The sequence below is a fragment of the Candidatus Rickettsiella viridis genome, from assembly GCF_003966755.1.
Taxonomy (GTDB): Bacteria; Pseudomonadota; Gammaproteobacteria; order Diplorickettsiales; family Diplorickettsiaceae; genus Rickettsiella_B; species Rickettsiella_B viridis.
In genome coordinates this window covers 450,941-472,892 of sequence record NZ_AP018005.1, presented here as the reverse complement: position 1 = coordinate 472,892, position 21,952 = coordinate 450,941, and the positions used below count along the sequence as shown (strand labels likewise).

Genomic DNA, 21,952 nt, shown 5'->3' with positions numbered 1-21,952 from the left:
AATTAATTTTAAGATTTGGATTTTAGAACCTGCCAAGCACCTTGCCCATCACGGCAAGCCGTATAGTTAAAAGTATGATGTACTAAAAACCCGTGTCTCATTGCCATTTTATAATTTCTACAACCTTGGCCTTGTGCATTAACGTAGATGCTTAAACTAGTAAATTCAAATCGAGCGCCTGTCGCACTACTCACCCATTTCGTCCATTGTTGTGGTTGTGCCGTGGCCACCAAAGATTGTAACTTTAAACGATCACTGCTTCCCATAGAACGGCTGATGGAAGGGGCTACAAAAATATCGGTATCACTGGTTGAAATATTCACTTCGCTGTGTGGCTCTTCAGGGACACTTGAACATGCGCTTAACATGATCACAAACAAGACTATTAGAAAATGGTTAATCCTATTTTTTTGCATCGTTTTTTTCCTCAATGCGCATCCGGACTAATTGCCCTCGATTAATACCACATAATAACTCATAACGAAATGTTGATGTGCTATTGGCGACTTGTTCAATAGGCAATCCTGCGCCCCATAAACAAACCGGATCACCTTGCTTTGCTTCGGGTTGTGTACTCAAATCAATGCTTAACATGTCCATTGAGACTTGACCCACGAGTTTAGCTAATTGCCCGTTCACTAACACCGGTGTACCTGCTGCTGCACCATGCGGATAACCATCACCATAACCGATAGCAACCACACCAATTCGCCTATTATCAGGTGCTATCCACGTTCCGCCATAACCCACATGATCACCCGGTTGTAATTGATTAACCGCAATGATTTCTGAGGTTAGATTCATAACGGGTTTTAAGTCATGTTGCAGTCCTGATTTATTAGAAAAAGGTGAGACGCCATACAACATCAAACCAGGACGTATCCATTCACTATGAGAACGAGGATAAGATAAAATAGCAGCTGAGTTAGCTAAACTTTTGGCAATCTTTACATCACTTGTTATTTGCTCAAATTGCTCTATTTGCTGCAAGGTAGTTGTTTCTGAAGGATCATCTGCTGAGGAAAAGTGTGTCATCACACAAATCACTTCAATCCAAGCACAAGCCTGGCAGCGTTGCAACACTTCGGGAAAATCCTGTATAGCAAGACCTAATCGGTTCATTCCGGTATTTATCTTTATCCAAACATTCACCGGCTTTGGCAATTTTTGCTGCGTTAGCAAATCAAGTTGTCGTCGATCATGAATAACGGTATCGAGTTGATACTGATCTAAGAGCGGTAATTCAGCGGCTGAAAACAAACCTTCCATTAAAACAATACGTTGTTTTATGCCTGCTTTACGTAAATAGAGCGCCTCTTCGGAACAGGAAACACCGAATCCTTCCACAGACGAATCTAAAGCACGCGCAATAGGAATTAATCCATGCCCATACGCGTTGGCCTTAACCATGGCCAATATTTTTGATTGCGGCGCTAGTTCACGAATCCGCTTAACATTATGCTGCAATGCCGCTAAATCAAGCTCTACTGCAACCGGCCGGCTCATGCATAGTTCTCAGCATGGTAACGTTGCGGAGAAAAATTTTCGAAACGTGTATATTTACCTAAGAAGGTTAATCGTACTTTACCTGTTGGGCCATTACGCTGTTTAGCTATAATAATTTCTGCACTACCCTTATCTGGACTCCCTTCGTTATAAACTTCATCACGATAAATAAAAATAATTACATCGGCATCTTGCTCTATTGCACCTGAATCACGTAAATCTGACATAACCGGTCGCTTATCGGCACGTTGCTCCAAACTACGATTTAATTGTGATAAGGCAATAATAGGCACATCCAGTTCTTTTGCTAAGGCTTTAAGCGAACGAGAAATTTCTGATATTTCAGTGGTACGATTTTCTTTTGAGCCAGGAACTTGCATCAATTGTAAATAATCGATCACAATTAATCCTAATGCACCTTGCTCTTTTGCAACACGTCTAGCACGTGCACGCACCTCACCTGGACTCAGTGCAGGGGTATCGTCAATAAACATTTTTGCTTCCGAAAGCATACTCACAGCCGATGTCATGCGTGGCCAATCTTCATCACTGAGCTTACCGGTACGAATTTTATGTTGATCAATACGTCCTAGTGAGGACATCATACGCATGGCTAAGGCTTGGCCTGGCATTTCCATACTAAAAATAAGAACCGGTTTACTTCCCTGAATCGCTGCATGCTCAGCCATATTCATGGCAAAGGTCGTTTTTCCCATCGAAGGACGACCTGCCACAATAACCAGATCGCTGGGCTGTAATCCAGAAGTCATTTCATCTAAATCTTTATAGGCCGTTGAAAGTCCAGTAATTGCTTGATCAGAATGGAAGAGGATATCGATACGATCAACCGCTCTAGCCAGGAAATCACCAATGCGTTGTGGACCACTACCGCGTGCGCCTTGATCACTGATTTGGAAAACTTTTCGTTCGGCCTCATCCACTAATTCAGTAATGGATCGACCATCTGGCAAATAAGCATTTTCAGTAATTTCTGTCGCGATACCAATTAATTGGCGTAGTACAGAACGTTCTCGCACAATATCCGCATAGGCACTGATATTAGCAGCACTCGGTGTATTGCGCGCTAATTCATATAAGTAAAGCTCACCACCTATTTCGGCTAATTGATTCGTACTCTTTAAAGCATCGGTTAGAGTCACCACATCAAATGGTTTTGCATGATTGGCAAAATCCACTATCGTGCGAAATAGAATTCTATGGGCAAGGAGGTAAAAATCTTTTTCTTGCAATCGTTCAGCAACTCGATCCCATGCTTGGTTATCAAGCATTAAACCACCTAGAACGGATTGCTCAGCTTCTAGTGAGTGAGGAGGCAACTTCAGGTGATCAGTGTTTTGCATCGCAAGCATCGCCTAGATTATAACTATACTCAATGTCTCCGGGTCCTGCCCCTTTCGGCACCCTGCATTGCTAAAATGCAACATAGGAGACCCGCCTTACGCGTCACCCGTGACCCTAACTATAGTTATCACGAGGATGGGGAATCAAAAGTATTAAGCTTCAGCAACGATATTAACTTTAAGCGTTACTACGACATCACTGTGTAACTGCACCGTCACATCATGCTCACCCAATTGACGTAAAGCCCCTTCGGGTAAACGGATTTCGCTTTTTTCTAGCGGACAACCCGCTTCAGTTGCCGCATTGACGATCTCTTGTAGACCGACAGAACCATATAAACGTCCTTCTTCAGCCGCCTTCACAGGAATATTTAATACTAACTGCGATAAGGCATCAGCGCGGGCTTGTGCAACCGCTAATTTTTCTTGAGCCAATTTCTCTAATTCCGCACGCTTAGCTTCAAATTGAGCAATCGTCTCTTTGTTGGCAGGAACAGCCTTACCATAAGGAATTAAATAATTTCTAGCGTAACCATTACGAACAGAACCCTGCTCTCCCAGATCACCTAAAGAATAGACTTTTTCTAATAAAATAACTTGAGCCATGACAGTACCTCTAAAAACCACATTTCCAGTGTATATACTCGTCGCACTTGAACTTAATGCTTAGGCAATACACGATGACGAAAATCCAAATAACTATCTGCTAATGCAACTAAGACTAATAAAGCAGCTATATAAGGAAAAAAAACAACCAACAAACTATAAAATACTAAAAACCAACCTTTAAAAAAGCCATTCCTTAGGCGTATAACAGCGTGTAATACACTCAAGCCCGCTAAAAGGAAAGTTAGCAACACAACGGGCAGCGCATCCTGCGCCACTGCAATCTTTTGTAAACTTGCAATAACAATAAGCACTAAAACAAGACCATCCCATTTGCTTAAACGCACCGCTTCAAGCTCAGGAGAAAGCCTGCCGGGATTATATAACATCGACTGCAAACCACGTGCAAGCATTAAATTAATTAATACCCCTAACCATAGGAATGCAACCTGAAAACCCGTCGCAAACTTCGTAAAAAACTGCAGTTGTTCGGTATTCACCGAAAAATTCAACTGATTTTTTAACAGTACGGCGTAATGCCCTAACTGCGCTAACCAAACGGCATTGATATCAGGCCTTATTAAATGGACCACTAAAACAGCCAGTAATCCCAGCAACATCCCTGCTTCTAACACTTTCTGCCAACTTTGTGTTTGGCGTAAAATGACTGCCAATAGGAAGCCAAATAAACTGCCTCCTACAATGTTATATAAAGCAATCCAAGGGTTAGCCAAAGCCGCTATCACGACGACAGGCAATATGACCCATAGTAATACAATTGCCCCTTCTTTTACGCCCTTACGTAAAGTCACTAAAGCGATGATGACATTGCTTATCCAGCCTAATAAAGGCAGCATGGTAAATAACAGAGCTATTATAATAGCCTGTTGGCGGCCCCGCATAACATAGCTGGCACAGCGATGTAAAAACCCCGCCATTTTAGCCTCTCAAAAAAGTTTAAACCAAATATTGATGTTTATCGCAGTAAGGCAATAAGGCTAAAAAACGTGCTCGTTTAATCGCTTGGGTTAGTTTACGCTGAAAACGTGCTTTAGTACCCGTAATACGACTAGGAACAATATTGGCCGTCTCAGTAATATAATTCTTTAAAAGATTAATATCTTTATAATCTATTTCTGTCATACCTTCCGCAGAAAAACGGCAGTATTTGCGACGTCTATTGGTGTAATTACTCATAAAAACCTCTGAAAATTAAAAAAATAGTGCTTAATCTCTATGCTCGTCCGCTAAGGCACTTACCTCAACTGAATTTCGTGCATATTCTCGTCTGTTTTCTTGACCTGGTGCTTCTTTAGCCTTGGCCAAGGGAGAGGCTTCTTTAATAGCCCGATCTTGCTGAATAATTAGTTGTCGTAAAACCGCATCGTTAAAACGAAAGTTTTCTGTAAGTTCTGTCATAGCCTCTTGCCCACACTCAATATTCATTAATATATAGTGAGCTTTTAGAAGCTTATTAATAGGGTAAGCTAGCTGTCTGCGGCCCCAATCTTCCAGGCGGTGAACCTGCCCGCCGCTGTTTTTAACAATGGTGGTATATCGCTGTACCATAGCAGATACTTGATCGCTTTGATCAGGATGGATTAAAAGTACAATTTCATAATGACGCATAATAGTCTCTCGGTTAATTAGCCTCCCATATCAAGGTGGTGAGGCGAGTCTTTAAGGGGAATTCCCTTGGAGCCGGCATTATACGGTCGACTTCATTAAGATGCAATAAAACCCAAGCGGCTTGACAGCCCCGGCTACCCCGCCTAGCATTCGGCTTTCAAATTTACTCGCTAATATGAGCCTTATGGATTTAACGCCTATTCAGTCATTGGTTGCAGCCGATTTTGCTAGGGTTGATAGCCTAATCGCACAATGCCTACACTCTGAAATCCCCTTGATCCCCCAATTGGCCACACATCTCATTCACAGCGGCGGAAAACGCTTGCGCCCCTTAATCACACTTCTGAGTGCCGGTGCCTCTGGCTACCAAGGCGACGCCCACGTACAATTGGCTGCCACCTTGGAACTCATCCATACGGCTACTTTGTTGCATGATGATGTTATTGATGCCTCAGAACTACGCCGTGGAAAAAAAACAGCTAATACGTTATGGGGCAATTCAGCCAGTATTTTAGTAGGTGATTTTCTTTATTCCCGAGCCTTCCAGCTGATGGTGAAAGTCAACAATCTACGCGCACTACAATCACTGGCCGATGCTACTAACACACTTTCCCAGTCAGAAATATGGCAATTAATTAATTGCCATAATCCTGACCTCGATGAAACTCAATATTTAAAAATAGTCGCCGGAAAAACAGGCATCCTATTTTCCATCGCCGCAGAACAACCCGCCATCTTAGCTGAACGTAATGAAGCGGAAATTACTGCCATGCTCAACTACGGATTACAGCTAGGCATCGCTTTCCAATTAATCGACGATACCTTGGATTACGTAGGCTCAGCCACACGTATTGGTAAAGCCAAAGGTGATGATCTGGCAGAAGGAAAAACAACTTTACCTTTAATTTATGCCTTACAACACGCCGATAAAAACCAAACCCAGTTAATTCATGAAGCGATTTCGCAAGGTAAGCGAAAATATTTAAAAGATATTATCCGCATCATTAAATCCACTGGTGCTATTGACTACACTTATCAACGTGCAAAAGAACATGCAGCAAAAGCCATCGCCAGCTTGGAAGTCATTCCGGACTCTATCTATAAGCAAGCACTTGCCACACTGGCTGAATTTGCGACAACACGAACACATTAAACGATTTTTAATCGTTAGTGCGCCTAAACTACTATAAATTTATTCATAATAATGCATAAGCCCGCGCTAACCCTGCAGACTTATTTATTTCCGGTTCTTGTTTAGTAGAAATCGGCTCATTATCTCCTGCTGAAAATTTAGTTTTCCATAATCCTGTCATTTTCCTCCTATAGCTGTTTTTACCACTATTAACAAGCTGCAAATTAAAATTACTTTCCGTTGTATACAAGTCTTGCTGATTTCCACCCGACATCATTGGTAATACCTGAGCATTCTTATTCGGAGTATGTGGGCTTGGTTGAGGCGACGCTTTAGTAGATCCATGTGTTTGACCAATACACGCTTCTTTTTTATCACTAGACTTTTCATTTATATATTGCAACATATTTATTAATGATTCATTCCCACATTTAGCAATACCCTCGCTCCTTAATGCTTGTATCGTTTTTAATATCACCTGTACTTGTTCGCGAAATTTAACATTTCGAAGCTCAAAATTATATTTTTTAACTTCCTTAAAAGTCTCATTAAGTTTATTAAGCAAACTAACTCGCTTGTTATCAATTTGTTGGCCTAACCAATCTTGCCAAGCTTTTTTCCAAAATTTTTTCTCCCACTGCCACCAATAAGTAGGTTGCTTCTTAAGAGAAAAAAGCGATTGCTGTAATAATTGATACTGCGTACTTAATGTGAGTAGCTCTGGATAACTCTTGTATATCGGGTTCAATATGATCGTATCATGAACAGGTTCTAAAAAAAGTTGGGTCAACAAAGCTTGTTGTTTTTCTAAAAATTGGAATACCGTATTATTACCCCAAGAAAACCAAAACCATTTTTTCTTCTTTTTTGACATAAAAGCCAGCAAATCATAGAGGGTTAACAACCGGCTACCCGACATCGTAATAGTAGTAAACTCATTGGTATTACCAACGATTTTAGATTGATACCAGGCTAATTGATAAAGTTGGCTTTTATGAGATTCATCACCGTGTTTTTCGATAGCACGCTGCATATCATTAAAGGTATTTACATCTAGAACCGTTCTGTATTCGGGTAATTTAAACTTAATTAAGCCTAACCACTCACTCTGTAATGCTAAGGTGTAACTCACATCATCACACGTCACTAGTCCTTGTTGCTCTACTGTTTTTAAACGTAATAATAAAGCAGCAAGAACCTCTTTACTTAATGAATCAAATTTTTCTAATTCTTTTTTTAAAAATGCTTCATACGCTTCAGCGATAAAAGAAGGAAGACGAGAAAAAGGGAACCATGTTTGTTGGTTCTGTTGTAACTCTTTATAAGCCAGGGAAAAAATATCCTGATATTTAATAATAGTATCAAGTAAAAATAATAAACCCTCACTCGAGTGATATTGAAAAGGTTTATGAATATTCCAATTTTGACGAACTTGACGAAAATATTGTTTAATCGATTCATTTTTTTGAGTGATTTGCTCCTCAATACCCAACCAAACCTGATCATTATTTAGCCTTGCCAAGAAACGACCCTCCCAACTTAATCGCTGGGAAATAACCCGATCAAGATTCATTTTTTGAATACCATCGCGCAAAGAAGCTATATTTACCTGCTCTGATTGAGATTTTTTTTCAGCTGAGGTTTTGAACTGCTCTTTACGATTTATAGCAAAAGGTGGTTCATAATTAACAGCTTCTTGAAGGAGCTGGGCATTACTATTTAAAATAGTTAAAATTTCTGGCTGTAAATAAAATAACCCCCAATTTTTATTTAACTTTACTTTTTTTTGATAGATTTGATTGAATGACGTAATAACATTGGCCAGATTGAACATAATATAACTTCCTTGCTGCTATCATCTTTCCGTTGCATTGCTTTTATTTTCCTACATCACTTCGCTCTATACAAATACAAACAGGACATATATATCTAAATAAGTAAAGCAATGAAACAGCTAGCCGAATGCAAGTAACACTGATAAAATTCCTCACTTTAATCGGGATGTAGCTCAGCTTGGTAGAGTACTGACTTCGGGAGCCAGGGGCCGGAGGTTCGAATCCTCTCATCCCGACCACAACGTTCAGCAAGAAATACCGTTAGTTCTTCCTCCCTATAACAGACTGCTGTTCATTACACCACTCAATCTGAATGTAGGGAATACAATAATAATGGCTTTTAAAACCACTCATATACTAAAAAAAACAACCCTAACTCTTTAATATTTACTTAAGTTATGTCTAGTACCATAACTCTATAGTTGGAGTATTTCTATGGTACATAACGGGCTGCTGGAAATTAATGAGCAAAAAGATGCTCTAAACACTTGGGAGATTTTTTTTAACCGTTTCTATTCCGCAGAAGTTCCCAAAGATGCTAACGTGGAATTTGATCCTAATCAACGCGAGTTTATCCCTAGGGAAAATAAAAAGGCCAAAGATAAACGCTTTTCTTGGAATGACGAAGCTAAAATGGCTTATTATTCTGGCACGACTGAAAGAACGTCCCATTCAGACGACTTCGATGATTTTTTAAATGGCTATACCGTCAGAGTTCCTTATAATATTAAACTCAATGAACCTGACTTTAAGCAGCTGGAAGAAGCTATTCTCCAGGGGAATTATAAAGACGATCTATTTAAGAATGAGAGCCATGTTTTTTATGCATTGTGGTTATTCAAACAAAATAAAATAAGCCGTCAGCAATTCAGTACCTTACTCGCTAGAGATCAGTTCTCAAAAAATTATCCTATTGTAAAAACATTTCCTATTCTGGATAGCCAGGGCAAATTTACTAAAGATGCCGAGCAAATGCTTATTCCAATGCTTAAAAAAAATACCTTTACTAAATTTGAGGATTGGCATTTACAGCGATTTCGCCTGCTTATCCAGGCGGCTCCAAAATCAGAGCAAATTTTTTATATTTCGGAATGTGATCCTAATAGTGTCTCAGTAGAAGGTGCTAATCAGCTTGGAAATGCCTTGGCAAATGCAGGGTGTTGGGAACGAACAAATTATGAGGGTCGTATATATGACTTACATTTATCTTTTGGCGCTACTGAAGCGAGGCAAATTGCATTAAATGGCGTGCATGGTGCTGCCGCAAATCGCACCAAAATAGGTGTAATAAGCCCTGGCTCCATTAAAGAAGGCGTCATCAATAATTATCGTCCGACTGCGATTAGCATAAATAAAAGTGGGGTTAACCCAACCCTACAAGACATTCATAATTATTCTCTCAGTACCATGCCTGCTGTAACAAAGCATGATATTTTTCATGCACAATTACATAATACGATTTCGCCTGAATTTCACATGGCATTTAACCATATGAAGGAAATCATCTCTGCTTTTACTAAAGTAAGATCGTCGCGTCTACAATGGATTTTAACGGATCGTGAGTTTCATGGTTTAAGAAAAAAAAGTATAAAACTTAACCCCAAAAAAGGAGCAAACTATTTCTCAAAAATACTTTTTAATAAAGATCTGAGTCACACCGGACTTCCTCTGTTATTTAATGGCTACGATGCTTCTAATTTAAGCGATGAAGGAATAGCTATTATTCGAGATATGGTCAATGAACCTGCAAAATGGAACAACCTTTATAAATAGATATTGATTCTTTAGACTATCCTTATGACAGTGCTATTCAACAAATGCGAGCCTTCATTAAGGTAGTAGGCAATGCGCCTGACAATGCTAAGTTATTTAGCCTTAAGTACCGCATTTTCTGTGATCTTTCAAAAACAACTTATCAAAAAACAACTAAACTCATTGATGCTATAGGTGATACATTAACGAATGATTTAAAATTCGAGAAAAGTAATCATAAAGAACTCAAAGGTAAAACAGTACTTAAATTCAATGACAAAATATTAATTGAGGGAAATACAGCCTTCCGAGCCGTACTACATAGCTATCTTAATTCCAAATTTACTACAAACAAAGAAAAAGTTTACTGTGAATTTACACAGTTAGAAGCGGAGTTTAAAAGTATCCACCAGGGTAGTCAGTTAACAAAAGCCAAAGTTGAAAACGCCTGTAATAATCTAGATTCCTTAGCTGATAAACTGACGCTTCTTGAACTTTGCTACAAGAAAATAAGCGAAACTCACTATTTTAGAAGACATGCTCTTATTGATAGGTGTTTTTTGTTTATGAAAAACCCACTCACCATGTCTCAACGTAAACATATTGGCTTATTAAAAGCAAAAATGGATGATCTTGTCAATGAACACTTGCTTAAAATAGCAGATGAGCCTACAAAAAAAGAATTTAAGTGGGTATTAGAAAACTACTTTGAATTAATGCATCATAAAGATCGGCGTGTTAATTTTAATTCAAGTCCTGATGCTCAAGCTAATAATTTACATGCTTCCCTCAGGAGTTAAGGACTAACGGTTCAAATTATTCTCATGTGTCTTTAAAAAATACGCCCTATCACTGCCGAAGGTTCGATATCAGACACATAAACTAACTGAAGATTGGGTTTTGGAAAGATAGTCATTTGAAATTCTCATGTAAGTTATTATCAATAGAATAAATAGAATAATAAGCTACTAATTTACCTTTAAAAAAAACCTGTTAACTTACAAGTCAATTTTAGGAACTATTATTTCTATGACACAGCGCTGTATCATCATTGGCATCGCCGGTGCTTCGGCCTCAGGAAAAAGCTTATTGGCCCACACCATTGTAAAAGAGTTAGGCTCGGAACAAGTAGCCGTTATTGCTGAAGACTCCTATTATAAGAATAACAGCGCCCTTACTCCTGAAGAACGTGCTCAGGTTAATTATGACCACCCCGATGCATTTGATCATGCCCTATTAATTAATCATTTAAAGCAATTACAAGCTGGAAAATCTGTTGAAATTCCTATCTATAACCATACCCTGCATATTCGTGAACAACAAACTCGCTGCGTGGGCCCCCATTCCATTATCGTTTTAGAAGGCATCTTGCTCTTCGCTGAGCTTGCACTGCGAGAACGTATGGATATCCGTATTTATATGGATACCCCTTTAGATATATGCTTAATTCGGCGTATTAAACGTGATGTCATTGAGAGGGGAAGAGAAATGGAGTCGGTATTAGCCCAATATCAAGCCACTGTTCGGCCTATGTATTCACAATTCATCGAGCCTTCTAAACATTATGCTGATATCATTATCCCGCGCGGCGGCGAAAATAGAATTGCTATTGACATGATCAAAGCAAAAATACGTGAATTATTAATTGATTTTAGTGAAAAAAATTAAGGAGAAATCTCATGGGCTTACTTGATAATAAACGTGCTTTAATCGTTGGATTAGCCAGCGATCGATCGATTGCCTATGGCATCGCTAAAGCGATGTATCGTGAAGGCGCGAGCTTAGCATTTGCTTACCAAGGCGAAAGACTAAAAGAACGCGTTAGCAAAATGGCAAAAAATGATTTTAATTCCGAACTGGTATTCCCCTGTGATGTAAGCAGCGATGAGGAAATTGAAAATCTTATTAAGGCATTAGGCAAACATTGGGATGGATTAGATATCTTAGTCCACTCCGTAGCCTATGCACCAGCGGATCAACTTAAAGGTGATTATTTAGAACATACTAATCGTGAAGGCTTCAGAATTGCGCATGATATTAGTAGTTACAGCTTAGTGGGTTTAGCCAAAGCGGCATTTCCACTCATGAAAGATAGGCCCCAGGGTGGCGCTATTTTAACACTCAGTTATCTGGGTGCAGAAAAAGCACTGCAAAATTATAATATTATGGGCTTAGCCAAAGCGAGCTTAGAGGCAAATGTCCGTTACTTAGCTAACAGCTTGGGCCCTAAAAAGATTCGCGTCAATGCTGTTTCAGCCGGACCTATTCGCACATTGGCCGCTTCGGGTATTGCAGAATTTAAAAAAATCCTTAACTATAATGAAGCTGTTACACCATTACGCCAAAATACAACCATAGAACAAGTCGGGAATACCGCTGCGTTCCTCTGTTCTGACTTAGCGTCTGGTATTACTGGTGAAGTGGTTCATGTTGACGGCGGCTTTCATGCGATTGTTTCCATGGGTGAAAATACGCCGGCTTAATGTTTTTAATCCTTATTACTTAGGTCTACCACGTGTTCCGTCCTATCGCTTTATATATTGGTTTGCGTTACACCCGCGCTAAACGACGCAACCATTTTATTTCATTTATTTCATTAACCTCAATGATAGGGATTGCTTTAGGTGTTACGGTACTGATCACGGTCTTATCGGTAATGAATGGCTTTGATGAAGAAATTCGTAGCCGTATTTTTAGCATGGCAACACAAGTGGCTATTAGTGCTACGAATGGTCAAGCACTTTCTGATACCAGTGCATTAAAACAGTTCGCATTAAAACAAACACATGTAAAAGCAGCAGCCCCTTTTGTGGAAGGACAAGGCATGTTGGTTAACCTTGGACAACCTCATCCTATTCTGCTCACTGGCGTCAATCCTGAGCAAGAAAAACAAGTTTCGGAAATACCCAGCAAAATAGTAGAGGGTAATTTTAATTTGTTGCCAGGCCATTACAATATTGTGCTAGGTGAAGAACTGGCGACACAACTCGGCATGGATATTGGCGATAAAGTGAATGTTATCACGCCGCGTGTTGCTTTAACGCCAGCCGGTATCATGCCGCGTTTTAAAACATTTACGGTTAGCGGTATTTTTCGCGTAGGACGCAGCTTTGGTTTTGAAAGTAATATGGCTTATATTGCACTGCAAGATGCACAAACCCTTTTTCAATTAGGCCAAGGTGTGACCGGGTTGCGACTTAAACTAGATGATCTGTATGCTGCACCCCAAGTTTCACTGGCGCTTTCCAAACAATTGCCCCCTTCTTATCAAATCAACGATTGGACAAACACCTATGGTAGCTTGATGTATGCGATTGGTTTAGAAAAAAAGATGATGTTTTTCATTTTACTCTTATTAATCGCTATTTCAGCTTTCAATCTGGTTTCTTCTTTAATGATGGTCGTGACGGATAAACAATCCGATATCGCTATCTTACGCACACTAGGCGCAACACCGCGTACCATTCTAGGTATTTTTATGGTTCAGGGTTGTATTATTGGTTTAGTAGGCACCTTAATAGGACTCATCGCCGGCACACTGCTTGCTTTTTATGCCAGTGATATTGTTAGCTTTTTAGAACATTCTGTTTTTCATACTGAAATTCTGGCTTCTAATGTTTATTTCTTTGTCGATAAACTACCTTCTAAAATAGAAGGTTCCGATATATTACATATTTGCCTTGCCGCTTTAGGCATGAGTTTATTAGCCACGATTTATCCTGCATTAAAGGCCTCTAAAACAGCACCGGCCGAGGCTTTACGTTATGAGTAATCTCAATACAGACAAGCCCCTTCTCGCTTGCACCAATCTAACAAAAACATTTCACGATGGTTCGCTGTATGTAGAAGTATTAAAATCGATTAACTTTTCAGTTCAAGCGCGTGAGCGCATTGCTATCGTGGGTCCCTCCGGATCAGGAAAAAGTACACTACTTCACCTACTTGGCGGCCTTGATCAAGTTAGCAGCGGTCAAGTTTCTCTAGCCGGACATGATCTTGCTACTCTGAGCGAAGTAAAACGCAGCCATTTAAGAAATCGTTATCTAGGATTTATTTATCAATTTCATCATTTACTACCTGAGTTTACGGTATTAGAAAATACCTGCATCCCTTTATTATTAGCCGATGTTAATCCGCTAGTAGCAGAAAAGAAAGCCTTAGCTTTGCTAAAAAAAGTGGGGCTATTGGCACGGCAGCAGCATAAATTAGGCGAGCTTTCGGGTGGAGAACGTCAACGCACAGCTATTGTAAGAGCTTTGGTCAACGATCCGCTATGTATTTTAGCGGATGAGCCTACTGGTAATCTGGATAGCCATACCGCAGAACAAGTTTATCAAACACTACTCGAATTAAATGAAGCTTCTAACACAAGTCTTATTATTGTAACGCACGACCGAAAGCTCGCGAGTCGCATGGATCGTATCTTACAGATGAACGATGGGCAATTAATCTCTATTTAAACTAAAATTGATTTTGCTTTGGTTTTAATGCCTATTGACTAAATTCATCACTTCATTTTCTGACAGACCCGTTAGGTCCTGAACATATTGAACTGACTTGCCTTGGACTATAAGCTTTTTAGCTATAGCAATCTGTATACGGTATTCACCTTGTTGCAAGCCCTGTTGCAAGCCTTGCTGCTGAAGTTGTTGTGCAAATGTCATAATAAGGTTTTTCTCCTTAGGGAAAATAATATTCAGTGTATCAATAAGTTGTTTAAGCGCATCTGGCGCCTCATCCCGTGTCTCATTGAGGATATATTTTATCACAAACTCTCGGTATCCTTTATCGAATTGGCTAAGGTTATCTTTAATGAGCCCTAGACTTTTCTTCAGTCGGGCTACAAAGTTTTTTGCATGGCTATGTTTGAGTAACATCTCCATAAGAGCCGCTAAGCCATGCTGTGCGATCTCCTCATCCGATAAGATAGTTAAATCAATCAAGATAAATGGCTTGAAAGCTATCTCTCTGGCAAACTCAGGATTATTAAAACAATCATATACATCACAAGAATAAGGATAAGGAGAAGTTGAGCCGTTATATACACAGATGGGTAATATAATAGGTAATTTTTTATGTCCTTGCCGAAGGTGTTGATCCATAGCCCCTATAATGTATTGAAGCTTTCTAAAGGCGATGAGTTCATCTTTAGCACTGGATTCAGCCTCTATCAAAAAGAAAATAAACCCTTCTTTCCCACCCATTTGGCACCGATAAATAATATCAGCATGGAACGATTTAAATTGAGATGTAATAAAACTTTTATCCGTCAGTTCTAATGTTACAATATCAATTCGTGCATAAATTTTAGCAGGTAGATTCTTTTTAAGAAAATCAATGGCAATTTTTTTATCTGTGAGTGAATATTTCGCTAATTTGTCATGCGGCTGATGAATGGTCACTGACATTCTTATTTACCCTTATTCTTCTTTCGGCACAAATTTAGGGAGTCATCTCCTAGTAGGAATCATTACCGTAAAAACAGAACCCTTGCCTAATGCACTTTGAACACTAATACTACCTTGCAATTCTTCAGTATACCTTTTAACTAAGTAAAGTCCTTTTCCAATACCTGCATACTCGTCTTTTTTATAGGACGCAACGACTTTAAAAAAATTTTCAAATATTTTCTCATGATGTTTTTTATCAATTCCTATGCCTGTATCGCTGACAACAATAGTCAACATAGACGAGATTTTTATGGAAACAGTAATAGTCCCCTGCTCTGTAAACTTAACTGCATTTCCCATTAAATTCAGTAAAATTTTCTCAATTCGGTAGCGATTAATCATGGTTTCTTTGCCCGTACAAGAAGCTTCAATTTCTAATTTTTTCATCTCTGTCGTAGGCATTAAAAATAATATGATATTTGCTAGCATTTCTTTCATATTACAGAGTTCTTCATCCAATGGTAGATGACCTAGCCGTGATACTTCTTGAATATCATTCATAAATTTCAGTAAGCGTTTACTAGAATACAAACTCATTTCTAGCAAACTCTTCTTCTTTAAATCTTCTTCTTTTCCATAAAGTAATTCCAATACCGTGATAATCCCACAGAATGGCGTCCGTAGTTCATGACCCATGTTCATCAAAAATTCACATTTAGTCATTTCAGCTTGTTTTCTATCAGTAATATCAAGAGAAAGCCCTATGACCCCAGCAATATCACATCCATTTTCAACTGGAATTGGTTTTCTAGTGGTTAAATAGATGTGGTTATCAAGTCCTATTTCTTCTTCTGTATATTCATGACCTGTTTCAATCACTTTTTTACAGTTATTCCAATTTTCATCTCCCCACGTCGAAAGATGTTTTCCCATAAATGTTTCTTTTGTTTCGTTTAATGTACCTATTACTCGACTATTTCCCCATACAATATATCCGTCTTTGTTTGAAACAAAAATGTTTATGGGCAGTTCTTTATAAATGTAATTCTTGATGATAGGCTCATATAACTCTAATAAATTCTCATTTAATATCTCTTTCATTGGCTATCCTTGCACTTTGTTCTAATTTATTTAATTGTTCTGTAAGAAAATAAAACTTTTCTTCATTAAGTAATGAAGAAAGTAATTCTACAATTTTATTTTTTGTTTCTTGAGTCGAAGCATCAGCTTTTTCAAAAAATAGACTGGCAGAGGGATTTAATTTTTTTTCCTTAAGCTCTAAAGACGGATATTTGATGTCATACCTTATCCAAGGAATAGATTGAGTACCACTAAAATATTTTTTAGCAATATAACGTAATGCAGCATTCCTATTTCCAGGATAAAGCTGGAAATCAAACCCACGACGTTTTAACCCGGCAATAATGCTTGATTCTTCTACTAAATAAGCTCGAGCTGCTTTTAAACAAGCTTCCTTCATACTTGCCAATCCATTTGGATTATATTTAACTTCAAGTTTTTCAGCATATTTTTCAGCTAGCGTCTTAATATGACCGATAAAAATATTATCTGAGATAGAATCATTTTTAACTTTTGATAAAAAATCCGAATCAATAATCTCTTGCCAGGAAAGAATTTCAACTGGCATCTTTAATAAATGCAAGGAGGATAGTTGCTCTTTTACCCAATTTTTCCCCAATTGAATGGCCGCTGCATCTGCCTCGCTCGTTATACAATAATTTTTATCAAGCCTTAAATAATGCCTTTTCAAATAACCTGTTTCGATAATCGTCAACTTAGAAATATTTCCTTTTTCATGTTGCTCATTGATGGCCAAACAAAATGCTTCAAATTCAATACCTTGTTGATGACTTTGATCAAGACTAATGATGCTTACTGCTGAAGCATATTTCCCAGATGAAGTATGTAAATGGCCTCTTAATTTTATGATTGGTAACATAGCATCCTATCTCCTATTATTATAGTTACTGTTTATATAACCCTGGTTAATCTTTATATTTTTTTAATGTGTTGAGTGGTTTTATTTTTAGGTTGAAGAATAAAATCAACGTTATCAAACGTTAAAATTCCTGCCTGGGTTGCTATAAAAACCGAGTGAGGAATATTCCTAGTCCCTAATTTTTTAGAAATATTTGCCCGACACTTATTGATACTATCCTCCTTAAGTCCAAGTATTTCTGCTGTTTCTCCTATTTCAAATCCCCAAGCTGCTAAAAGCAGACAACCAAGTTCTTGTTCTGAAAACTTAGTTAAAAAAATAGAACTCTTTGGATATTTATGTGCTAAAAACAATGTTTCTATTCTAAGCTGCAAAAAAGAAGGATTTCGAATGTCCTTATTTAATAAAGATAATTCCGCTAAAGAACTATAGTAATCTCCTTCCCGTACAAAAACATTGTTCCATACCGCATCTTTTTCTCTTTTGCTAATAACCATATCAATCCCTGTATAGTTGATAGCAATTAACAGTGCATTGGATACATGCTACAAATAAGAGATTAGAAAGCATCTCATGTCCTTGTTTTGTTTAGATAAAGGTATTCTAAAGAGATAAAAGCTTAGATGTAATTCCAGATAACTTGCGCAGAAATCTAACAGCAGATAACTGCTAAATTTTTCAGAAACTAATTTGTTTTGCTCAGACCCTTCATATGAGCTGGATACAGACATCTTATTCTACTCCCACTCTGTTTAGCTGTTGAGATAAGCGAACACATCGGGATTTTCAGAGTGAGTCGGTAGCATAAAATTTCCTCTTTTTATTATTGTCAAGCTATCGATGAAGATTTAAAAAAAACGCTTAGTCCTATGGGTTTGCAAGCCCATAAAAAAAGACCTTATCTTGGGTAAAGCACAATGAATAAATACCCTTTTTTATCAAATAGTTATACACTATTTCTTTGAGGGGCCTATTCGTTATAATAGTGCTTAACTTTCCAGTTACCTGTATGAATAAAAGAAAATTATTACCACTCTAAAAAAACAAAAAATTAATAGGTAATAAACACCATTTTTGCTTAACAGTTTTTAGAGGTTTCCTTCAATCCATTTAAATTAAAGATAAACACCATGCTTAAAGTAATACTTCATCCAACCAGCAGCGTTGGCCTTCATTTAATCTTATCTGTCTTTAAAACAGATTAAATTTTATCTAAGCGGATATGTATTGTCAAATTTGGTAATGCCATGGATAAGAAAATTAATACACATAACAAAGAAAAAAATAAAATTGAAATCCCTTTAGAAATTCAAGAACGGGCGCGTCGTCTTAGGTTTTTACGTAAAATGACACGTCTTTCAATGAAGGAATTTGCACAACTATGTAACCTAGGATTAACGACCATTAATTATTGGGAACAAGGTTATAGCAGCATTACAGAACGAGGCGCGAAAAAAGTTATTAAAGCCTTGCGCGAAGAAGGTATTGAATGTTCAACGATATGGCTCTTATCGGGTTTAGGCACACAGCCTAAAATTACTGACCCCAGTAAACTTTCTAAAATTAATTACCCTTCGATTGAAACTTCACCGCAAATAATCCGTGAAGAGGATTCTGGCTACCTATCTGGAAGAATCAAAGAAGAACTTAATTTATTTCAAAGCATTCATCCTGATAATCTTGCTTATCTCATTAACAATGAGAGCATGCTGCCTCTTTATTGCAAAGGCGATATAGTCGCCGGGAAAAAATTGACTGGGAAAAATATGGAGCTTGCAAATGGTATAGACTGTATTGTTGAAACCGAAAAAAACACATTGGAAGTAAGACGGGTTAGAATTGGTCAAGCGACGAATAGTTTTGATCTCTATGTTATTAATCCTGAAGCTTCTTTAGAATTTCCGCCCTTAAGAAATATCAAAATCAATGCCCTAGCACCGATCATTCGGATTTGGAAGCCCAGCAAGTTTTAAATAGGCTTTCACCATAGCAAATGTTTGATAATTTTCTCCTTTCTTATTATGGATCCTGCGGTCAAGCCGCAGGACGACGACCTTGAGAGAATAGCCTCTGCCATTTATCCTTCTAATTATTCCGCGTCATCCTGGCGAAAGCCAGGATCCATTCCTCTTATCTCTTCTGTCAACAATATTTTTCGCGTGTAGACTCTGGTAGATAACGCTACTTTTTTTTATCCTTGTCGACAATAAGATAAAATAATTCATTTGGCTTTACCATATTTAAATCATTACGTGCATGCGCCTCTAATGCGGCTTTACCTACTTTAAGATCCTTAATTTCTGCCACTAAGGTTTCGTTACGTTGACTTAGCTGCAAATTTTCTTGCGTTTGCTTTGCAATCTCTTGCTTAAGCCGCTGCACTCGCCAAAAGCCGTCTTTTTCAAACCATAATTTATATTGCAACACTAAAAAAAGTACGGTTAGAATAATGATAAAAGGTTTCATGGTTTTAGCCATTTAAAAATCGGGAAAAAGTCGAAGCTCCAGCATAAATCGATTTTTCTTTCAAACTAGCTTCAATACGTAATAAACGATTATATTTAGCCACACGATCGGTGCGACACGCTGATCCTGTTTTAATCTGACCCACACCGGTACCCACTGCTAAATCTGCAATCGTCGTATCTTCAGTCTCACCCGAACGGTGAGAAATAATAGCCGCATAGTTAGCTTTTTTTGCAAGCGCAATAGCCTGCAATGTCTCACTTAAGGTTCCAATTTGGTTAAATTTAATCAAAATAGCATTCGCCAATCTCTTATGAATCCCTTGCGCAAATAAAGTGGGGTTTGTTACAAATAAATCATCACCGACCAGCTGTACCTTTTTGCCTAATCGTTGTGTCAATGCTACCCAACCAGCTTCATCTGCTTCGGCCATGCCATCTTCAATGCTAATGATAGGATATTGTTTAGCTAAATTTTCTAAATAAGCAATCCATTCTTCTTGATTTAATTTTTTATTCTCTAAACAATACTTTCCTTCTTTATAAAATTCCGTACTGGCCGCATCCAAACCTAAATAAATATCTTTACCTGCTGTATAACCCGCTTGCACAATCGCTTCTAAAATACAGTCAATCGCTTCACTATGTGATCGCAAATCAGGCGCAAAACCGCCTTCGTCCCCCACATTGGTATTAAAACCTTTTTTCTTAAGCGATGTTTTTAAGGCCTGAAAAATTTCTACACCGGCACGTAGCGCTTCGCTAAAAGAAGAAGCACCTATAGGCAAGACCATAAACTCTTGAATATCAAGATTATTATCCGCATGCGCTCCCCCATTAATAATATTCATCATCGGAACAGGCATAATAAACTTTTCACTCGATGGGTGAGCAGCCAAGCTAGCTAAATATTCATATAATTCTTGACCTCGATTTAAAGCCGCTGCTTTAGCAATCGCTAAGGAAACCGATAGAATCGCATTAGCACCTAGATTTTCTTTATTCGGCGAACCATCTAAAGCTATCATTTCTTTATCTAAGTTCTCCTGATCATCAACCTCTTTTCCTATCAACCTTTTTTGAATAATGCTATTAACATGATGAACTGCTTTTAAAACACCTTTTCGCTGATAACGGTTTGAATCATTATCCCTTAGCTCCAACGCTTCTAAGGAGCCCGTGGAAGCACCCGAAGGAACACAAGCACTTACCTTTTCGCCTGAAACTAAAACTAATTCAGTTTCAATGGTTGGGTTTCCGCGTGAATCTAAAATTTCATACGCAGTGATAGATTTAATTTTTGACATATTTTATAAAAGCCAAGTAATAATTTAACGGATTATAAAGTTGTTTCTATCAACATCGTTTTCTTAACAAGTTGATCTAATTCTTTTAGTGTTTCCAATAGTGCTTCCATTTTACCTAAAGGCCACGCATTAGGCCCATCACTTAATGCTTTTTCAGGATTAGGATGGGTTTCCATAAAGAGTCCGGCAATACCGACTGCAACCGCGGCACGCGCTAAAACGGGTATAAACTCCCGTTGACCACCACTTCGCCCACCTTCTTTTCCAGGCAACTGCACAGAATGTGTTGCATCAAATACGACTGGGCAAGCTGTTTCTCGCATGACAGCAAGTGAGCGCATATCTGAAACAAGGTTGTTATACCCAAAAGAAACGCCTCTTTCACAAACCATGATGACGCCTTCGCTAACCTCACGCGCCTTTTTCACGACGTTAGACATTTCCCATGGGGAAAGAAATTGACCCTTTTTGATATTGATAGCTAACCCTTGTTTTGCCACATTTTGAATAAAATTAGTTTGTCTACATAAAAATGCTGGCGTTTGCATCACATCAACCACACTGGCCACTTCGCTTAAAGGCGTATCCTCATGAACATCGGTGAGGATAGGAAGTTGTAATGCTTTCTTTACCTTTTCTAAAATACGCAATCCCTCTTCTATGCCTAATCCCCGAAAACTCTCACTGGAAGAACGATTAGCCTTATCAAACGAAGATTTATAGATAAAAGGTATTTTCAATCGTTGGGTTATTTCCTTGAGTTGCCCTGCCGTATCCATCGCTAATTGTTCACTTTCAATGACGCAGGGACCTGCTATCAAAAATAAGGGTTTATCTAAGCCTATCTCAAAATCAAGCAACTTCATAAAATAATCATCATTAGCTATAAAACCCCTAGTTTACAGTTAATTTGGGTTTGTTCCTATACCTATAAGATCCAGCGTTGACGGCGCATCACCAATACAAAGCGACACAAAACTTTTTTACTTTCCTAGCTGGCTGAAACTTT

At 38.3% G+C, this 21,952-nt stretch carries 23 protein-coding genes and 1 tRNA gene; 9 read left to right on the top strand and 15 right to left on the bottom strand.

Translation table 11 applies throughout. The annotated features are described in order from the left end of the window. Positions 1–8: 8 nt before the first annotated feature. The 7 genes from DMP02_RS02220 to rpsF all read right to left on the bottom strand — a co-directional run bounded on the left by DMP02_RS02220 (position 9) and on the right by rpsF (position 5,102). Positions 9–416: an RT0821/Lpp0805 family surface protein gene (locus tag DMP02_RS02220; RefSeq protein ID WP_126322468.1), complete on the bottom strand. Its 408-nt coding sequence runs from the start codon at positions 414–416 to the stop codon at positions 9–11. Then, entirely contained in the window at positions 403–1,506 is a 1,104-nt protein-coding gene (gene alr, locus DMP02_RS02215; protein ID WP_126322467.1) for an alanine racemase, read from the bottom strand. The genes DMP02_RS02220 and alr overlap by 14 nt, the downstream gene beginning before the upstream one ends. Continuing rightward, positions 1,503–2,876: a replicative DNA helicase gene (dnaB, locus tag DMP02_RS02210; RefSeq protein WP_126322466.1), complete on the bottom strand. Its 1,374-nt coding sequence runs from the start codon at positions 2,874–2,876 to the stop codon at positions 1,503–1,505. Before dnaB ends, alr begins: the two co-directional genes overlap by 4 nt. A 144-nt stretch (positions 2,877–3,020) precedes the next feature. Further along, positions 3,021–3,473 carry a 50S ribosomal protein L9 gene (rplI, locus tag DMP02_RS02205; RefSeq protein ID WP_126322465.1) on the bottom strand — a complete coding sequence of 151 codons (453 nt, stop codon included), beginning with the start codon at positions 3,471–3,473 and terminating at the stop codon, positions 3,021–3,023. 53 nt (positions 3,474–3,526) lie between these two features. Further along, positions 3,527–4,411 carry a hypothetical protein gene (locus DMP02_RS02200; protein WP_126322464.1) on the bottom strand — a complete coding sequence of 295 codons (885 nt, stop codon included), beginning with the start codon at positions 4,409–4,411 and terminating at the stop codon, positions 3,527–3,529. Positions 4,412–4,430: 19 nt separating this feature from the next. Further along, positions 4,431–4,670, bottom strand: a complete 240-nt coding sequence (gene rpsR, locus DMP02_RS02195) for a 30S ribosomal protein S18 (protein WP_126322463.1) — start codon at positions 4,668–4,670, stop codon at positions 4,431–4,433. A gap of 30 nt (positions 4,671–4,700) precedes the next feature. After that, positions 4,701–5,102: a 30S ribosomal protein S6 gene (rpsF, locus tag DMP02_RS02190; RefSeq protein WP_126322462.1), complete on the bottom strand. Its 402-nt coding sequence runs from the start codon at positions 5,100–5,102 to the stop codon at positions 4,701–4,703. A 184-nt stretch (positions 5,103–5,286) separates the two neighbouring features. On the opposite strand from rpsF, the gene DMP02_RS02185 reads away from it, so the two are divergent. After that, complete coding sequence (locus DMP02_RS02185) at positions 5,287–6,255, top strand: polyprenyl synthetase family protein (protein ID WP_126323482.1); 969 nt, start codon at positions 5,287–5,289, stop codon at positions 6,253–6,255. 43 nt (positions 6,256–6,298) lie between these two features. On the opposite strand, the gene DMP02_RS02180 is transcribed toward DMP02_RS02185, so the two are convergent. Continuing rightward, positions 6,299–8,068 (bottom strand): hypothetical protein, encoded by a 1,770-nt coding sequence (locus tag DMP02_RS02180; RefSeq protein ID WP_126322461.1) that lies wholly within the window; start codon positions 8,066–8,068, stop codon positions 6,299–6,301. Positions 8,069–8,231: 163 nt separating this feature from the next. Here DMP02_RS02180 and DMP02_RS02175 point away from each other — a divergent pair. The 7 genes from DMP02_RS02175 to lolD all read left to right on the top strand — a co-directional run bounded on the left by DMP02_RS02175 (position 8,232) and on the right by lolD (position 14,281). After that, positions 8,232–8,308 (top strand) — tRNA-Pro (locus DMP02_RS02175). A gap of 196 nt (positions 8,309–8,504) precedes the next feature. Further along, complete coding sequence (locus tag DMP02_RS02170; RefSeq protein ID WP_126322460.1) at positions 8,505–9,842, top strand: hypothetical protein; 1,338 nt, start codon at positions 8,505–8,507, stop codon at positions 9,840–9,842. 44 nt (positions 9,843–9,886) lie between these two features. Next, entirely contained in the window at positions 9,887–10,621 is a 735-nt protein-coding gene (locus tag DMP02_RS02165; protein ID WP_126322459.1) for a hypothetical protein, read from the top strand. A 229-nt stretch (positions 10,622–10,850) separates the two neighbouring features. After that, entirely contained in the window at positions 10,851–11,489 is a 639-nt protein-coding gene (gene udk / locus DMP02_RS02160) for a uridine kinase (protein ID WP_126322458.1), read from the top strand. An 11-nt stretch (positions 11,490–11,500) separates the two neighbouring features. Next, a complete protein-coding gene (locus tag DMP02_RS02155; RefSeq protein WP_126322457.1) occupies positions 11,501–12,304 on the top strand; it encodes an enoyl-ACP reductase FabI in 804 nt (267 codons plus the stop codon). Positions 12,305–12,336: 32 nt separating this feature from the next. Then, positions 12,337–13,593, top strand: coding sequence for a lipoprotein-releasing ABC transporter permease subunit (locus DMP02_RS02150; RefSeq protein WP_126322456.1), 1,257 nt, complete (start codon positions 12,337–12,339; stop codon positions 13,591–13,593). Beyond that, a complete protein-coding gene (gene lolD, locus DMP02_RS02145) occupies positions 13,586–14,281 on the top strand; it encodes a lipoprotein-releasing ABC transporter ATP-binding protein LolD (RefSeq protein ID WP_126322455.1) in 696 nt (231 codons plus the stop codon). Before DMP02_RS02150 ends, lolD begins: the two co-directional genes overlap by 8 nt. A gap of 24 nt (positions 14,282–14,305) precedes the next feature. Here the strand turns inward: lolD and DMP02_RS02140 are convergent, their stop codons facing one another. The 4 genes from DMP02_RS02140 to DMP02_RS02125 are packed head-to-tail and all read right to left on the bottom strand — an operon-like array spanning position 14,306 to position 17,668. Continuing rightward, complete coding sequence (locus tag DMP02_RS02140; RefSeq protein ID WP_126322454.1) at positions 14,306–15,229, bottom strand: Rpn family recombination-promoting nuclease/putative transposase; 924 nt, start codon at positions 15,227–15,229, stop codon at positions 14,306–14,308. Between the two features lie 42 nt (positions 15,230–15,271). Then, positions 15,272–16,312 carry a PAS domain-containing sensor histidine kinase gene (locus DMP02_RS02135; protein ID WP_126322453.1) on the bottom strand — a complete coding sequence of 347 codons (1,041 nt, stop codon included), beginning with the start codon at positions 16,310–16,312 and terminating at the stop codon, positions 15,272–15,274. Further along, positions 16,293–17,171, bottom strand: a complete 879-nt coding sequence (locus DMP02_RS02130; RefSeq protein WP_126322452.1) for a hypothetical protein — start codon at positions 17,169–17,171, stop codon at positions 16,293–16,295. The genes DMP02_RS02135 and DMP02_RS02130 overlap by 20 nt, the downstream gene beginning before the upstream one ends. Before the next feature lie 53 nt (positions 17,172–17,224). Next, entirely contained in the window at positions 17,225–17,668 is a 444-nt protein-coding gene (locus DMP02_RS02125; RefSeq protein WP_126322451.1) for a helix-turn-helix transcriptional regulator, read from the bottom strand. A gap of 750 nt (positions 17,669–18,418) precedes the next feature. Here DMP02_RS02125 and DMP02_RS02120 point away from each other — a divergent pair. Continuing rightward, on the top strand, positions 18,419–19,144 hold the full coding sequence (locus tag DMP02_RS02120) for an XRE family transcriptional regulator (RefSeq protein WP_126322450.1): 726 nt from the start codon (positions 18,419–18,421) through the stop codon (positions 19,142–19,144). Positions 19,145–19,352: 208 nt separating this feature from the next. On the opposite strand, the gene ftsB is transcribed toward DMP02_RS02120, so the two are convergent. From ftsB to kdsA, 3 genes are read right to left on the bottom strand one after another with little or no spacing between them, the layout of a single operon-like run. Next, entirely contained in the window at positions 19,353–19,637 is a 285-nt protein-coding gene (gene ftsB / locus DMP02_RS02115; RefSeq protein WP_126322449.1) for a cell division protein FtsB, read from the bottom strand. Between the two features lie 4 nt (positions 19,638–19,641). Continuing rightward, positions 19,642–20,943, bottom strand: a complete 1,302-nt coding sequence (eno, locus tag DMP02_RS02110; protein WP_126322448.1) for a phosphopyruvate hydratase — start codon at positions 20,941–20,943, stop codon at positions 19,642–19,644. A gap of 32 nt (positions 20,944–20,975) precedes the next feature. After that, positions 20,976–21,809, bottom strand: a complete 834-nt coding sequence (gene kdsA / locus DMP02_RS02105; protein ID WP_126322447.1) for a 3-deoxy-8-phosphooctulonate synthase — start codon at positions 21,807–21,809, stop codon at positions 20,976–20,978. Between the last annotated feature and the right edge of the window lie 143 nt (positions 21,810–21,952).